The following is a 15,489-nucleotide window of genomic DNA, read 5'->3' as shown; positions in this document are numbered from 1 at the left end:
CGGCAGGCGTTCCCGCTACGCGGAAAGCTCCTGCCGCAGCGCCTCGCGGAGCCGTCCGGCCCGCTCGGAGACCTCCGCGGGGCCCAGCTCGACCGCCCGCGTCGCCCACCGCTGCCCCTGTGCGAGCTGGCCGCGCCGGGCATAGAGGAGGGCGAGCCGCAGCGCCGCCCGGCCGTGCCCCGCGTCGGCGGCGCGCGTCCACCAGAGCGCGGCCTCGGGCTCGCTTCCCTCGCGGGCGAGCAGCAGCCCCAGGTTGAACGCGCCGTTGCGGCTGCCCGCCTCGGCGGCCGTCCGGTACCACCGGGCGGCCTCGACGACGTCTCCCCGCGCCGCGGCCAGCATGCCGACCCGGACCTGGGCGCGCCGGTGGCCCTGCTCGGCGGCGCGCTCGTACCACTCCTCGCACTCGGTCTTCTCCGCCGCGGGCTCGCCGAGCGCGGGCGTGCCCGCCGAGGTGCGGCGCGCGTCGAGCAGCGTGCCGAGCCGGTACGCCGCCTCCGCGCTGCCGCCTCCGGCCGCGCACCGCAGATGCCGCTCGGCCTCCCGGTCGTCGCCCTCGCGCAGCCGCGCGGTGCCGACCTGGAGGGCCGCGTCGGTGTGCCCGGCGGCGGCCGCGCGCTCGTACCAGCGCAGGGCGGACGCCTCCTCGCCCCGGCTCGCGTACAGGATCCCGAGGTTGAACGCCGCGTCGACGCTGCCCGCCTCCGCGGCCTTGGAGAACCACGGCTCGGCACCGGCCGCGTCGCCGCCCTGGAGCAGCAGCACGGCGAGCGCGTTGGCGGCCTCGCGGTGTCCGGCGTACGCGGCGCGGCGGTACCACTGGTCGGCCTGCGCGGTCCTGCCCTGCTCGGCGCAGAGCAGCCCGAGGTTGTACGCGCCGTTCACGTCGCCCGCGTCCATGGCCGCGCGGTACCAGCGCTCGGCGGTCTGGGTCTCGCCCCGCTCGGCGTGCAGCGCGCCGAGCGCGTTCGCCGCGTTGCCGTCGCCGTCCTGGGCGGCCTTGAGCCACCACACGGCGGCGCTCTCCTCGTCGCCCGCGTCGCGCAGCAGGAAGCCGAGCGCGCAGGCCGCCCTGGACTCGCCGTCCTTGGCGGAGTTGAGGTACCAGCGGCCCGCCTCCTTCAGCTCGCCGCGGTGCTCCAGGATCGCGCCGAGGTGCAGCGCGGCCCTGCGGTGCCCGCGCGCGGCGGCCTGGCGGTACCACTGCTCGGCCTCACCGGCCGGGGTGTGTACGCCCTCGCACCCGGCGCGGTCGGCGCGCACGGGGCTCTCACCGCGCTCGATGGGCTCACCGCGCTCCTCGGCGGCCCGCCGGTCGAGCGCGCGGGCCAGGCGGTACGCGGCCTCGCGGTGTCCTCGCTCGGCGGCGACCCGCATCCAGCGCTCGGCGCCGACGTCCCCGCGGTGCTCCAGGAGGTCCGCGAGCGCGTACGCCCCCAGGGTGTGGCCCTGCTCGGCGGACTGCCGCAGCCAGTACTCGGCGGCGGGCTCGTCGCCGCGCTCGCGGTGGTGGCGGCCGAGCGCGTGCGCCGCCGCGGCGGAACCGGCGACGGCGGCCACCCGCCACCAGCCGGCCGCCTCGTCCGCGTAGCCGCGCTGGTGGAGGAGGACTCCGAGGTTGTTGGCGGCGGCGCGGTCGCCCTCGGCGGTCGCCGCGCGCAGCAGGGACTCGGCCCCGTCGAGGTCACCGCGGCGCAGCAGCAGGCTTCCCAGGACGCTCATCGCGTCGACGTCGCCGGCCTCGGCGGCCAGTCGATAACGCATCTCGTCGGCGGCCGTCCCGGGGTCCTCCCGGTCGGCCGCCTGCACAAACCGCCCTGTATCCAACAGAGTTGCCTTGTCCCCCATAACGTCCATCGTCGCACCACCCGCAACCTGGGTACACCTGGTGTACCGCAGCCAGTGAAGTCACTTCGGCGTTTTGTCGACATGCCCACAGAGAGATAAGTGAAACACATATCCCCCAACTCTCCCCCTACAGCGCGCCGTTCGCACGACGTCGCGCACGAGTTGGCATAGGCCTCCCGCACACGACGAAGGCCCGGATCCATAAGGATCCGGGCCTTCACCTTGCAGTAGCGGGGACAGGATTTGAACCTGCGACCTCTGGGTTATGAGCCCAGCGAGCTACCGAGCTGCTCCACCCCGCGCCGTTGTGTTCAAACCGTACCACGGCGCGAGGGGGCTCTCTGACCAGCCGCTATTCAGCGCTCTTGTCAGCGTCCTTCTCGGTGTCCTTGTCGGCGTTCTTGTCGGCGTCCTCGCGGGCGTTCTTGTCGGCGCCCTTGTCAGCGCCCTTGTCGGCGTTCTTGTCCGAGCCCGCGGTGTCCTTCTCCGCCGCCTTGGACGATGCCTCCTCGGCCCGCTCCAGTGCCTCCTGGAGCCGCGCCTGCGCCTCGCCGTACTTCTTCCAGTCGCCTTCCTTCATGGCCTTCTCGCCGTCCTCGAACGCCTTCTGGGCGTCGTCGAGCGCGGCCTGGACCGTCGGGTCGTTCGTCTTGGGCGGCTTGGTCGGCTCGTCCCCGTCCTGATCCTCGCTCGGCGGCTTGGTGCCTCCGCCGGCGCCGAAGACCTGGTCGAGTCCGTCGCTCAGGGAGTCGGCGAAGACGGTCTCCGTGCCGTACGACACGGCCACCTTCTTCAAGAGGGGGTACGCCGACTTGCGGCCCTGCACATAGACGGGCTCGACGTAGAGGAAGCCGTCGTCCAGCGGCACGGTCAGCAGATTGCCGTAGAGGACGTCGGAGTCGGCGCCCTTCATGTCGCGGACGAACGTACCGACCTCCTTCATGGAGTTCAGCTTGTTCTGCACCTGTTCAGGGCCGTCGACGTCGCCCGTCACTCTCAGCAGCTTCATCTGGCCGTAGTTCTTGCTTCTGGCGTCGGCGTCGACCGTCATGAAGGCCCGTAGGTTGGGCCGCTCACTCGGGGTGAACGTCGTCGTCAGCGCGAACTGCTGCTGGCTCTGGCCCGGCGCCTTCAGGGACAGGTAGTACGGCGGTACCGCGCTGTCGTCCTTCTTCGTCGGGTCGTTCGGCACCTGCCAGGCATCACTCGCGTTGTAGAACTGGCCCGGGTCCGTGACGTGGTACAGCGTCAGCAGCTCACGCTGCACCTTGAACATGTCCTGCGGGTAGCGCAGGTGGTCGTTGAGCGCCGAGGGGATCTCGCTCTTGTCCTTGACGGTGCCCGGGAACGCCTTCTTCCAGGTCTTCAGGACCGGGTCCTTCTCGTCCCAGGTGTAGAGCTTGACGTCGCCGGTGTACGCGTCGACGGTCGCCTTCACCGAGTTCCGGATGTAGTTGACCTGGTTCTGCTGGGCGATCACCGTGCGCTGGCTGTCCGCCTCCGACAAGGAGTCCGCCGTGGTGTCACCGAGCGTGGTCCGCGACGCGTACGGATAGCCGTTGGTGGTCGTGTAGGCGTCGACCACCCACTGGATGCGGCCGTCGACCACCGTCGGGTAGACGTCACCGTCGATCGTCAGCCAGGGGGCAACCGCCTCGACGCGCTCCTTGGGGGTGCGGTTGTAGAGGATCCGCGAGCCCTCGCCGATCGCCCCGGAGTACAGGATCTGCGGCTCCCCGAAGGACACCGCGTACGCGGCGCGGTTGATCGGGTTGGAGAGGTTGACCCCGCTGTCGCCCTTGTAGCTGTAGGTCTTCTGGCCGCCGCCGTCCTCTTCGTAGTCGAGCTCCTTCTGGGGCCCGCCCACGATCGAGTACTGGCTGGTCTTCTCGCCGTAGTAGATCCGCTGCTCGTACTCCTGCATCTCACCGGTGGTGGGCAGGCCGGACTCGGTGAACGCCGGGGCGCCCTTGGAGCCTTCCTTGGTCTCCGTGCCCTTCGCGGCGACGACTCCGTAGCCGTGCGTGTAGGCGAAGTGGTCGTTGATCCAGTTCCGCTTGTCGAGCTTGTTCACGTTCAGCTCGCGCAGGCCGACGATGGTGTCCTGGCCGTTGTAGCGGTCCACGTCCAGCGTCCGCGGGAACTGGTAGTAGCTGCGCTCCTGCTCCAGCTGCTGGAAGGTGGGCGAGACGATGTTCGGGTCGTTCAGCCGGTAGTTGGCCGCCGTGTTCGCGTCCTCGCGCTTCTTCCGGCGGTCCTCGTCGACCTTGCCCGCGCCCTTGAAGTCCTCGGGCTTCACCCCGCTGATGCCATAGGCGTCGCGGGTGGCCTTGATGTTCTTCTCGATGTACGGCGCTTCCTTGGCCTGCTCGTTCGGCTGGACCTGGAACTTCTGGACGATCGCGGGGTAGAGCCCGCCGATGAGGATCGCCGAGAGCACCATCAGACCGAAGCCGATCACCGGCAGCTGCCAGGTGCGCCGCCACAGCGTCGCGAAGAAGAGCACGGCGCAGATGACGGCGATGCAGAACAGGATCGTCTTCGCCGGCAGGTAGGCGTTGGCGTCGACGTACCTCAGGCCCGTCCAGTTGCCCGTCGCCTTGAAGTCACTGGACTTCACCGCGAGGCCGTACCGGTCGAGCCAGTAGGCGATGGCCTTGAGCGAGACGAAGACGCCGAGCAGCACCGACAGGTGGCCGGTCGCCGCGGCGGTCGCGCGCGCCCCCGGGCTGGTGATGCGCAGCCCGCCGTACAGGTAGTGCGTCAGGGCGGCGGCGACCAGGGAGAGCACCGTGGCCGCGAAGCCGAAGCCCAGCAGGAAGCGGTACCAGGGCAGGTCGAACGCGAAGAACGCCACGTCCATGTGGAACTGCGGGTCCTTCTGGCCGAAGGGCACGCCGTTCACCCACAGCAGCCACGTGCGCCACTGCCCCGCCGCGGACGCGCCCGCGATCAGGCCCACCAGGGCGGTGATCCCGATGAGCAGCCACTTCTTGTACGGGGCGATGCCCATGCGGTACCGGTCGAGGCTCTGCTGCTCCATCGACATGGCGCTCAGCGGCGGGCGCAGCCGGTGCGCCAGCCAGATGTTCACACCCACCGCGGCCGCCATGAGGAGGCCGAAGAAGAAGAACAAGCCGATCTTGGTCCACAGGGTCGTCGTGAAGACCGATGAGTAATTGACCGAGCGGTACCACAACCAGTCCGTCCAGAACCCGGAGAACATGACGAAGGCCATGGCCAGCACGGCCAGCACGCCCAGTGTCATGAGCAGGGTCCGGACGCGACGGGAGGGTCGGCCCACTCTGATCCGTGGCCCCGTCGGGCCTCCGCCGCGGTCCGGCATCTGGAAAGCCAAGGTGCGCACCTCGAAGTTCGCTGTTGATTCGCTGTTGGTCCGTCAGGCCCCCGAGATCGCGGACCCACACCTATGCAACTTACCTACGCTTTACTCGGTTCCCGTTTCTCGGGACTAACGAGGCAGGATTGTGACCATGTCCAACACTCCCATGGCAGCGAGCCCCCTCACTCGGGCCGTGCTCGAAATCGACGAGTACGTATCCGGCCTCGGCTGGGACCGGCCCGCCCGCCTCTTCGCGCTGGTCGACACGGCCCGGCTGCGCACCCAAGAACCCGGCCTCGCCTCCCAGCTCGGCCTCGACGACGGCGTGGAACACGCCGGCCTGACCCCCATCGAGCAGGAGGAGATTCCCGCCGACAAGCCGCTGGACGAGTTCCTCGGCACCATCGCCTGGCCGGACGCGGTGACGGGCTGCGCCCTCACGGTGGAGCGCCAGATGCTGCCGCCGTCCGCCGAGACGTCCGTCCCCGAGGGCCTGAGCGAGGCCCAGCTCGCCCAGTGGGTGGCGAAGCACCCGGACCGCCAGGAGGTCCGGATGACGGTGGCGGTGCTGCGTGACGGCGCGCGCGAGTCGGCGCTGCGGCTGCGCGAGAAGGACTCGCCGACCGAGGTCCTCACGGGCTCCGACCTGGTGCCGGGCCTGGCGGACGCGCTCGCGGCGACGTTCGCGTAGCTCCCCCCGCTGCCCGCACAAGAGTTCTACGGCTCGTACGCGGGTGGGGCGCAGGTGGCCGCCCCGCCCCCGTACGGCCTACCGGCCCTCTCCGGAGTGAGCCGTTACTTCGCGGTGCAGCTCGGCAGGGAGTCGGTGTCGCCCTCGCGGATCTTCTTCAGGGACTTCACGGCGTCGTCGATGGTGTCCACCTTGACCAGGGTGAGGCCGTCGGGGACGTCGCTCGCGGCCGCCGCGCAGTTGGCCTTCGGCGTCAGGAAGTACTCGGCGCCCTTCTCGCGCGCGCCGACCGTCTTCATCTCGATGCCGCCGATCGGGCCGACCTTGCCCTTGTCGTCGATGGTGCCGGTGCCGGCCACGAACTCGCCGCCGGTGAGATCGTCCGGGGTCAGTTTGTCGACGATGCCGAGCGCGAACATCAGCCCCGCGCTGGGGCCGCCCACGTCGGCCAGCTTGATGTCGATCGTGAACGGGAAGGTGTGGTCGGTGCCCGCCTGGATGCCGACGATCGCACGGTCGGCGTCGTCGTCCGCCTTCTTCGTGGTGATCGTGATCTCCTCGGTCCTGGTCGGCTCCTTGCCCGACTTCTCGGCGGCGGCCGCCTCCTTGACCGGGACGACCGTGAAGGTGACGCGCTCGCCGGGCTTGTGCTCGGTGACGAGCTTGGCGACGTCCGTCATCTCCTTGACCGGCGTGCCGTCGACCTTCTTGATGACGTCGCCCGCGTGCAGCTTGCCCTCGGCCGGGTCGCCCTTGATGACGGTGGAGACGATGACCTGGGACTCCACGGGGAGTTTCAGCTCCCGCAGCGCCGCGACCTTGGCGCTCTCCTGGGACTGGCTGAACTCCTCGGCGTTCTCCTGGGTGGACTGCTGCTCGGTCTTGCCGTCCGGGTAGAGCGTGTCGTGCGGCACCACGATGTTGTCGTGGGCCAGCCAGCCGTAGACGGCCTCCGCGAGGTTCATGTTGTAGTCGGCGCTGGTGACCCTGACCGTCGTCATGTTGAGGTTGCCGGTCGTGGGGTACGTCTTGTGCCCGGAGATCTGCAGTACCGGCTCGCCGTCGTGGTCGCCGAGGGTGTTCACCGTGGGGCCCGGGGACATCTCCGAGTAGGGCACTTTGATGAGCACTCCGGCGCAGAGCAGCGCGATCAGCATCAGGGTGGAGGCGAGCATCGTCGCAGTGCGGCGTGGCATGGAACGACAGTACGGGACGGGCCTGTGGGCGCACCTGTGGGGCCGGTCCGTACGGGGGCGCCGCCACGGTGGCTCCGGGGCCGCGTCAGGTGCCGGAGCGGGGCTGCCTCACGTGCCGGAGTAGGGCCGCCTCAGGTGCCTGAGCGGGACTTCTCCATCGCCTCGCGGAAGGCCGCGTAGCCGTTCAGTTCCGTGTGATCACCGGTGCGGCCCGATTTGCGGTTGCGGGCGGCCCAGCTGCCCCACAGACCCGCACCGACGGCCGCCAGAAATGGAATCAGCAACCAGGCAAGTGATGCCATGTCGACCTCCCGACCCCATGAGCGACCGCAACTGACTGATCAGCAGATTAACCATCCGCAATGTCAACGCTCACGCCAGGGGTCGGGTTACGCAACCGGAGCCGCATGGGTCAATCGAGCCCCAAGAGCCGCCCCTGGCTCAACAGGCGCCCACCCATTCCTCCTTGCCGTCGGAGAACCGCTGGTGCTTCCAGATCGGCACCTCGTGCTTGAGGTCGTCGATGAGCTTGCGGCAGGCGTCGAAGGCCTCGGCGCGGTGCGGGCAGGAGACGGCCACCACCACCGCCAGGTCGCCGACCGCGAGGTCTCCGACGCGGTGCACGGCGGCCAGGGCGCGCACCGGGAACGCGGCGACGACCTTCTCGGCCACCCGGCGCATCTCGGCCTCGGCGGTGGGGTGCGTCGAATAGCCCAGCTCGTCGACGTCGGCGCCGCCGTCGTGGTTGCGCACGGTCCCCACGAAGAGCGCCGTGCCGCCCGCCGCGTCGTCGCCGACGGCCCGGAAGACCTCGTCCAGGGAGAGCGGGGTGTCGCGGATCGCGAGGAGGCGGATCGGGTCCTGAGCGGCCTGCTCGCCGGGGTGGTCCATCGTGGTGCGTGCCATGCGGCCATGGTGCCGCACGGCACGGACATCACGGAATAGACCTTTCGCCCGGCACGCGCGCGTGGCGCGTTGGAGTTCCCTACAGGGGCCGGCCGGTCCCGGCGAGTCGCCCCCACCGGCTCAGTCGGCCGCCGTCTGGCCCGCCCGGCGAGTCGCCCCCCACCGGCTCAGTCGGCCGCCGTCCGCCGTCCGGAACCTCAGATCCGCCGCCGCGCCTTGCGCGCCCTGCGCACCACGGCCGCCGCGCCGAGCAGGGCGACCGTCGCGCCCGCGGCACCCGCCGCCGTCGCGTCCTTGCGGCCGAGCCGCCGTCCGGCCACGGTCCGCCGCCCGGAGACCTCCTCGAGCAGCTCCGCGAGGACCTCCTCGTTGGTCCACCGCGGCCGCCACCCGGCGTCGTGCAGCCTGCTCACGCTGACCACCCAGGGGTACATCGTGTACGCGAGGTCGCCGGCCGGGGACGGGGTGAGGCCGATGCGGTGCAGCCGGGCCGCCGCGCCGAGCGCGACCGCCGAGGGCAGCTCCATGCGGCGGATCCCGCTGAGCTCCTCGACCTCCTCCTGCTCGAGCCAGCCGTCGCAGCCGACGGCCAGCTCCCCGTCGACCTTCTCCAGGACGGCGTACTCCAGGGCGCTGCACAGGTCCTCGATGTGGCAGAACTGCCAGGCGGGCCGGGAGCCCGCCACGACCAGCAGGCGGGGCGACTCGAAGTAGCGGGTGAGGGCCGTGTCCGTGCCGCCCACGAGGGTCGCGGGCCGTACGACGGTGACGTTGAGGCCGGGGTGGGCGCGGGGCGCCCTGCGGGCGAGCCGTTCGACCTCCAGGAGGTCGCCGACGCCGGTGGCCTCGGCGGTCGCGCGCAATTCGGCGTCTTCGGAGAGGGGCAGTTCGTTCTCGGGCAGCGCTCCGTAGACCATCGCCGAGGTGCAGAGCACGACGCGGTGGACACCCGCGGCCGCGGCAGCGGTCAGCACGGTCTGGGTGCCGCGCACGTTGTAGGCGGTGCGGGCGGCGCCGTCGGTCTCCAAATCGAGATCGAGCGCCAGGTGCACCACGACGTCCGCGCCGCGCAGCTTCTCGGCGATCGCCGGGTCCCGTACGTCCAGGATGTGCCACTGCACCTGGGCGCACTCGCCCCGGCGCTCGTCGATGGCGATGACCTGCTTGATCTCCTCCGAGGCGGCAAGGCGCTCGGTCAGCAGCGCGCCCACTCCGGAGGCGGCGCCGGTAACGGCGACTACGGGCCCGCGGCCGGGCACCGGGGTTGACGGGTTTCGCGCTGCGCGAACCTGTGGATCTGGGGAACTCACCGGGCGTCTCCAGCGGTTGTCTTCAGTACGTACGCGAATGACGCGTACGGACCAGGTGGCATCCATCCTGCCGCAGGCCGCGAGTCGGCGGAGCACCGAGGCCCGAACCCGTCACGGTGTCTACGCTGGGTGGTGTTGTAGGGCAGCCGCCGCCGGACGATACCGGCGGCCTGACGAGCCGAGGAATCCCGTGAGTGACACCCCATTCGGATTCGGCCTTCCGCCGGAGGAGCCGGAAGACGGCGACGAGGGCAAGAAGAAGGGATCCCCTGGAGAGGGACAGAGCGGGGGACAGGGCGGGCAGGGCGCCGGTGGCCCCGCGAACCCGTTCGGTTTCGGGGGGTTCCCCGGGGCGGGCGGCCCCGCAGGCGGGGACAACCCGTTCGCCGCGATGTTCGGTTCCATGAACCCGAACGACCTGGGGGCCGCCTTCCAGCAGCTGGGCCAGATGCTCTCGTACGAGGGCGGCCCGGTGAACTGGGACATGGCCAAGGACATCGCCCGCCAGACCGTCTCCCAGGGCACGGCGGACGGCACCAAGGACGCCAGCGTCGGCCCCGCCGAGCGCTCGGCGGTCGAGGAGGCCGTGCGCCTCGCCGACCTGTGGCTGGACGACGCGACGTCGCTGCCGTCCGGGTCCGGCACGGCCGTGGCGTGGAGCCGCGCCGAGTGGGTCGAGGCGACCCTGCCGGTGTGGAAGGAGCTGGTCGACCCGGTCGCCGAGCGCGTGGGCCTCGCCATGGGCGATGTGCTCCCCGAGGAGATGCAGGCCATGGCGGGCCCGCTGATCGGCATGATGCGCTCCATGGGCGGCGCCATGTTCGGCCAGCAGATCGGCCAGGCCGTCGGCGTGCTGGCCGGTGAGGTCGTCGGCTCCACGGACATCGGTCTGCCGCTCGGCCCCTCCGGGAAGGCCGCGCTGCTCCCGGTGAACATCGAGCACTTCGGCAAGGACCTGGGCGTCGACAAGGACGAGGTGCGGCTGTACCTGGCGCTGCGCGAGGCCGCCCACCAGCGCCTCTTCGCCCACGTGCCGTGGCTGCGCTCGCACCTGTTCGGCGCCGTCGAGGGGTACGCGCGCGGGATCAAGGTCGACACGGCCAAGCTGGAGGATGTCGTCGGCCAGCTCGACCCGCAGAACCCCGAGCAGCTCCAGGAAGCACTTCAGCAGGGCATGTTCCAGCCGGAGGACACCCCGGCCCAGAAGGCCGCTCTGGCCCGCCTGGAGACGGCTCTCGCGCTCGTCGAGGGCTGGGTGGACGCCGTGGTGCACGCCGCGGCCAAGCCCCGCCTGTCGTCCGCCGACGCCCTCCGGGAGACGCTGCGCCGCCGCCGTGCGACCGGCGGCCCCGCGGAGCAGACGTTCGCGACGCTGATCGGCCTGGAGCTGCGCCCGCGCAGGCTGCGGGACGCCTCGCGCCTGTGGGCCTCGCTCACGGACGCGCGCGGTGTCGACGGCCGCGACGGCCTGTGGGAGCACCCGGACATGCTGCCGACGGCCTCGGACCTCGACGACCCGGACGGCTTCGTCCACCGCGAGCAGATGGACTTCTCCGAGCTGGACAAGATGCTCGGCGAGGCGGCGGGTGGCGGCTCCTCGGCGAAGCCGGACCTCAAGAAGGACGACAAGGGCGACGACGAGTCCCCGGAGGACGGCGGTAAGTGAGCCTCCATGACGACGCGGTCCTCGTACTGAAGGAGTACGAGGGCCAGGACGACCAGGCCGAGCTGCGCCAGGCCTATCTGGACCACCTGTCGGCGCACGGCGAGGCCGGCATGTGGAAGGCGTGCACCGCGGGCCACGTGACGGCGAGCGCCCTGGTCGTCGACCCGTCCCGCGGGCGGGTACTGCTGACCCTGCACCGGAAGCTGCGGATGTGGCTCCAGATGGGCGGCCACTGCGAGCCGGGCGACACGTCGCTGGCCGCGGCCGCGCTGCGCGAGGCCACCGAGGAGTCCGGCGTGCCGGGCCTGACGCTGCTTCCGGGTGGCCCCGTGCGCCTGGACCGCCACCCGATCCCCGGCCCGTGCACGCGGCACCTCGACGTGCAGTACGCGGCACTCGCCCCGTCCGACGCGGTCGAGGCGATCAGTGACGAGTCCCTGGACCTGCGCTGGTTCGCCTACGACGAGGTGGCGGACGTGGCCGACGAGTCGGTCGTACGCCTGGTGGAGGCGACGAGGGCACGCCTGTAGAGCGCCTTGTGGGGACGCGCCCCGAAGGGGCGCGGGGAACTGCGCGACCAGCCACCGCCGGCCCGCGGTTCCCCGCGCTCCTGTACCCCCGCGGGGCTCAGCTCCAGACGTTCCCCTGGTTCTGCCCCCGGGCACCTTGCTGGCCCACCCCGAACTGCGCCTGGGCGCCCCGCCCGACCACCGCGTTCTGCGGCGGCAGCATCTCGCTGGGCTGGACGAGCGCGTACCCCTGCCCCATGAAGCTCAGCTCCCAGCCCTCGCCGGTGTTGCCGCGGCGCCGCCAGACGCCCGAGGAGTGGGTCTGGGCCTGCATCTGCACGCGCAGGCCGTTGGACCAGGCGACGATGGCGTCCGCGTCCGCGTTGACGTACCGGTCGGGCGTGACCTGGAGCATCAGCGGCTGGCCGGACGTCATCAGGGCGACCTTGCCGCGCCCGGAGATGTTGAGCTGGTACTTGCCGGAGCCGGAGATGCCGTACTGGCTGTCCACGGCGATGACCTGGTGGGTCAGCGAGGAGTCCATCGCGAGGACATAGCTGCTGTCCACGGTCAGACCGTCCTGGTCGACGTCCACCACGTGGATGTACTGGGCGAGGTTGGCGAGGTAGACGGTGCCCTGCCCATGGCAGCGCATCAGGTCCAGACCCTCACCGGTGTGCGCGCGGGCACGCTGGTTGCCCTGGCTCTGGTACTCGGCGTCGAACTCGATCAGCCCCTGGTAGGCGACCATGGCGCCCTTGCGGGCCAGGACGTCGTCGTGCCCCTCCAGGGCGACCCGCAGCAGCTGCGGGTTCTGGACAGAGTAGCGCTCCTGGGTCTGCTGCTCGGCGTGCGCGAAAAGTGGGCTCTGCATGGTGTGTTGCTCCCCCTCAGCCCCGTGCTCGGAGACGGTCGGTGCTGTCCTCACTGGGCTGTACGACGACGATGCCCTCTCCGGAGAAGCCCATCTGGTAGGCCTCTCCGCTGCCGCGCCCGATGAGGGAGCCGGCCTTGAAGCTGCGCTTGCCCTTCACCTTCAGGTTCGGCGACCAGGCGATCAGGGCGTCCGGGTCGACGTACGTCTCGTCCTCGCCGCGACCGCAGTCGACGACGATCGGGGTGCCGCGTGAGGTCAGCGCGACCCAGCCCTGACCGGAGATCTTGATGTTCCACAGGCCCTGTCCGGCGAACTTGGCGAGGCCCTTGACCCGCTCGACGCCCCACTGGAGGGACGCGTCGAAGGCGAGGAGGTTGGTGCCGTTCACCGAGAGGGAGTCGCCCGCCAGGTTGATGACGACGACGTCCGCTCCGTAGTCGGCGAGGTAGAGCAGGCCGTCTCCGGAGCACTTCATCAAGGGCGCGCCCTCGCCGGTCATCCACTCGCGTGCGACCTGGCGCACGGCGGGCGGATTCGGCTCGTACTGCACGAACCCTTCGTAGGCGACCATCGAGCCCACGCGCGCGAGGAGGTCGTTGCCGGTCTGCATGGCCACCTTGACCATGTGGTGGCCGTGGTTCTCCATGCGGGCGGCGACGGGTGCGGGGGCGTAGCCCGCGAGCTGCTGATTCATGACGGGCTCCCTCAGACCTCGTACGGCTGGACGACGATGAAATTGCCGGGCGCGCCACGGAACTGGAGGTTCACGCTCTCTCCCGTGGAGCCCGCGTAGGCGTTGCTGCGCATCCGTACCTGGCTGGAAACGATCGCCTGGGCGGCGGCCGACCAGGCGACGACGGCGTGGCAGTCGGCGAACGTCGTCGGCGTGACGGGCAGGACGACGGGCACGCCGTGGGTCTTCACGATGACCGTGCCGGTGCCCTGGAACTGCATGACGAACAGCGCGCCGCCGGGGATCCCGTGGCCCTCGATCCTGCGCACCTCGTGCTGGAGGGTCTCGTCGAAGGCGAGGACGTTCTCCGCGGAGACGCAGATCGCGTCGCCCTGGAGTTCGATGGGGTGCAGGTGGGTGCCCTCTTCGGCGAGGAAGACCTGGCCGCGGCCGGAGCAGCGCATCAGCTGCATCTCCTGGCCGGTGGCGTTGCCGACGACGCGGCCGGCGAAGCCCGCGCCCTTGTAGCCGAATTCGACCTTGCCCTGGTAGAGCACCATGCTGCCCTGGCGGGCGAGGATCGGCTGGTCGGCGACGCCGAGGTCGACGCGGATCAGCTTCTCGTTCTGCTGCGTCCAGCGCTGGCCGGTAGGCGCTTCGCGGTACTTCTGGAGAGCGGCGGCGACACCGGCGCCCTGGGGAGCGGCGCCTTGCGGGGCTCCGTGCGGCGCCTGGGGCTGACCGGGGAACTGCCCACTGGGGGGCTGCTGACCGTAGCCGGGAGGCATCGGGGCCTGCGGCGGCTGTCCGTAGCCCGGCGGCGGGGGCGCGCTCTGGCCGGGGGCATGCTGCTGGCCCGGCACCTGCCCGTACTGCGGCGGCTGCGGCTGCTGGCCGTACGGCGGCTGGTTCACGGGCGCGACGATGGTCTGCGCGGCGTAGACGGCCGGGTCGGCGGGTGCGGGCGGCGGGGTGGCGCCCGGGGGCGGCGGGAAGTTCTGCGCGGGGGCCGGGGAGGGGGGCGCGAAGTTCTGCGCGGGGGCGGGTACGGGCGCGGGTGCGGGTGCGGGCGCGGCGGCGGGGGCGCCGAACGCGGGCGGGGCCGAGGCCTGCGCGGGCGGCGCGAAGGAGGGCACGGCGGCCTGTGGCTGTGCGGGGGCGGGCTCCTCCTCGGCGACCTCGCCGCCGAAGTTCTTCAGGAGGGCGTCGAGCCCGCCGTCGAAGCCCTGGCCGATCGCGGCGAACCGCCACACGTCCTTCAGGTAGAAGTCGCCCAGCATGACGGCGCGCTCCGTGGAGAACTCCGCGCCGCTGAAGGCGTAGCGGGCCACTTCCTCGCCGCCCGCGACGACGCGGATGTACCCGGAGGCGACCTGCGACATCTGCCCGGCACCGTCGATCGTCGCGGTGAACGACAGCCGCTGGATCTGCTGCGGGATGCGGTCGAGCGTGACACGGAAGGACTCGGTGTCGCCCGCCTGCGCGCCGAGGAGCTGGATCGACTCCTCCGGCGACTTCGGCTGGTTGAAGAAGATGAAGTAACGGTCGTCCGACAGTCGCTCGCTCGCGTCGAGGCCGAAGCAGCTGATGTCGAAGGTCAGCCCGGGAGCCGAGATCTGCACGCCTACGTACAGATCGGTGCCCGCGGTGAGGTCACTGATCTTGGCCTTGTGGCCGCGTTGGAATTCCCTGGCCATACGTAACGACCGTCCCCCATCCCGAATGTGAATGCGTCGCGCCAGGCTAACCGCAAAGTCCGACAGTGAACGAAGCCGGTACAGACCCGCTACACAACCGTGGGATCCGGCGGACGTTCACTCCTCGCGGGCGGCCGGCAGATGGGGCAGCCGACCGGCCGCCACCACCCCTTCGAGGTACCCCCTGGCCCGCTCGGTGCGCGGATAGGCCTCCAGAAGGCGCCAGAAACGCGGCCCGTGACCGGGGACGAGAAGGTGGGCCAGCTCATGGACGAGGACGTAGTCCACGACGTACTCGGGCATGCCCTGCAACCGGTGCGAGAGGCGGATGCTGCCCTCCGAAGGGGTGCAGGAACCCCAGCGGGTGTTCTGGTTCGTGACCCAGCGAACGGAGGCGGGCCTGGCTCGGCCGTCGAAGTACTGCTCGGACAGCTGCTCGGCGCGTTCGGACAGCTCCGCGTCGCCGAGAAGCCGCTTGCTCTCCTGCGCGGCGAGCTTGTCGAGCATCACGTTGACCCAGCGCTGCTCCTCCGCCTCGGACATCCGGGCGGGGATGAGGACGACGGTGCGATCGCCCTCGCGGTAGGCCGAGACCGTTCTGCGGCGGCGGGCACTGCGTCTGACCTCGACCGCGCTGGCCCCCGCGCCGGATGGCGGCGGACTGGCCGTGCTGCGCTGTGGAGTTCCGGCGCGACGCGCTGAGGTCTCCCCAGCGACGCGAGGGGACGGGTCGGCGGGCACGCCCCGACGTTACCCGCTGGGCATGGGGGAAG

At 71.0% G+C, this 15,489-nt stretch carries 13 protein-coding genes and 1 tRNA gene; 3 read left to right on the top strand and 11 right to left on the bottom strand.

Translation table 11 applies throughout. The features are described from left to right. Positions 1-15 precede the first annotated feature (15 nt). The 3 genes from DMA15_RS25015 to DMA15_RS25005 all read right to left on the bottom strand — a co-directional run bounded on the left by DMA15_RS25015 (position 16) and on the right by DMA15_RS25005 (position 5,194). Entirely contained in the window at positions 16-1,857 is a 1,842-nt protein-coding gene (locus DMA15_RS25015) for a tetratricopeptide repeat protein (RefSeq protein WP_125515005.1), read from the bottom strand. Between the two features lie 219 nt (positions 1,858-2,076). Beyond that, positions 2,077-2,150 (bottom strand) — tRNA-Met (locus DMA15_RS25010). A 50-nt stretch (positions 2,151-2,200) separates the two neighbouring features. Further along, on the bottom strand, positions 2,201-5,194 hold the full coding sequence (locus DMA15_RS25005) for a UPF0182 family protein (RefSeq protein WP_125517994.1): 2,994 nt from the start codon (positions 5,192-5,194) through the stop codon (positions 2,201-2,203). 148 nt (positions 5,195-5,342) lie between these two features. Between DMA15_RS25005 and DMA15_RS25000 the strand changes: the two genes are divergently transcribed. Next, entirely contained in the window at positions 5,343-5,882 is a 540-nt protein-coding gene (locus DMA15_RS25000; protein WP_125515004.1) for a PPA1309 family protein, read from the top strand. A 104-nt stretch (positions 5,883-5,986) separates the two neighbouring features. Here DMA15_RS25000 and DMA15_RS24995 read toward each other — a convergent pair whose 3' ends face one another. From DMA15_RS24995 to DMA15_RS24985, 4 genes are all read right to left on the bottom strand, one after another. Next, positions 5,987-7,078 (bottom strand): PDZ domain-containing protein, encoded by a 1,092-nt coding sequence (locus DMA15_RS24995; protein ID WP_125515003.1) that lies wholly within the window; start codon positions 7,076-7,078, stop codon positions 5,987-5,989. Between the two features lie 131 nt (positions 7,079-7,209). After that, a complete protein-coding gene (locus DMA15_RS36770) occupies positions 7,210-7,380 on the bottom strand; it encodes a hypothetical protein (RefSeq protein WP_164551821.1) in 171 nt (56 codons plus the stop codon). A gap of 139 nt (positions 7,381-7,519) precedes the next feature. Further along, a complete protein-coding gene (locus DMA15_RS24990) occupies positions 7,520-7,984 on the bottom strand; it encodes a molybdenum cofactor biosynthesis protein MoaE (RefSeq protein ID WP_125515002.1) in 465 nt (154 codons plus the stop codon). Positions 7,985-8,181: 197 nt separating this feature from the next. Then, entirely contained in the window at positions 8,182-9,294 is a 1,113-nt protein-coding gene (locus DMA15_RS24985) for an SDR family oxidoreductase (protein ID WP_125515001.1), read from the bottom strand. Positions 9,295-9,484: 190 nt separating this feature from the next. Here DMA15_RS24985 and DMA15_RS24980 point away from each other — a divergent pair, with 190 nt between their 5' ends. Beyond that, entirely contained in the window at positions 9,485-10,960 is a 1,476-nt protein-coding gene (locus DMA15_RS24980) for a zinc-dependent metalloprotease (RefSeq protein WP_125515000.1), read from the top strand. After that, entirely contained in the window at positions 10,957-11,490 is a 534-nt protein-coding gene (locus tag DMA15_RS24975; protein ID WP_125514999.1) for an NUDIX hydrolase, read from the top strand. The genes DMA15_RS24980 and DMA15_RS24975 overlap by 4 nt, the downstream gene beginning before the upstream one ends. A 97-nt stretch (positions 11,491-11,587) precedes the next feature. Here DMA15_RS24975 and DMA15_RS24970 read toward each other — a convergent pair whose 3' ends face one another. The 4 genes from DMA15_RS24970 to DMA15_RS24955 all read right to left on the bottom strand — a co-directional run bounded on the left by DMA15_RS24970 (position 11,588) and on the right by DMA15_RS24955 (position 15,457). Continuing rightward, complete coding sequence (locus DMA15_RS24970; RefSeq protein WP_125514998.1) at positions 11,588-12,343, bottom strand: AIM24 family protein; 756 nt, start codon at positions 12,341-12,343, stop codon at positions 11,588-11,590. Between the two features lie 16 nt (positions 12,344-12,359). Then, entirely contained in the window at positions 12,360-13,040 is a 681-nt protein-coding gene (locus DMA15_RS24965; RefSeq protein ID WP_125514997.1) for an AIM24 family protein, read from the bottom strand. Positions 13,041-13,051: 11 nt separating this feature from the next. Next, a complete protein-coding gene (locus DMA15_RS24960) occupies positions 13,052-14,716 on the bottom strand; it encodes a TerD family protein (protein WP_125514996.1) in 1,665 nt (554 codons plus the stop codon). Positions 14,717-14,833: 117 nt separating this feature from the next. Beyond that, positions 14,834-15,457: a M48 family metallopeptidase gene (locus tag DMA15_RS24955; RefSeq protein ID WP_125514995.1), complete on the bottom strand. Its 624-nt coding sequence runs from the start codon at positions 15,455-15,457 to the stop codon at positions 14,834-14,836. Between the last annotated feature and the right edge of the window lie 32 nt (positions 15,458-15,489).

The sequence above is a fragment of the Streptomyces sp. WAC 01529 genome (assembly GCF_003945545.1).
Taxonomy (GTDB): Bacteria; Actinomycetota; Actinomycetes; order Streptomycetales; family Streptomycetaceae; genus Streptomyces; species Streptomyces anatolicus.
Note: the sequence above shows the minus strand (reverse complement) of the source record. Positions and strands in the feature narration are given on the sequence as shown.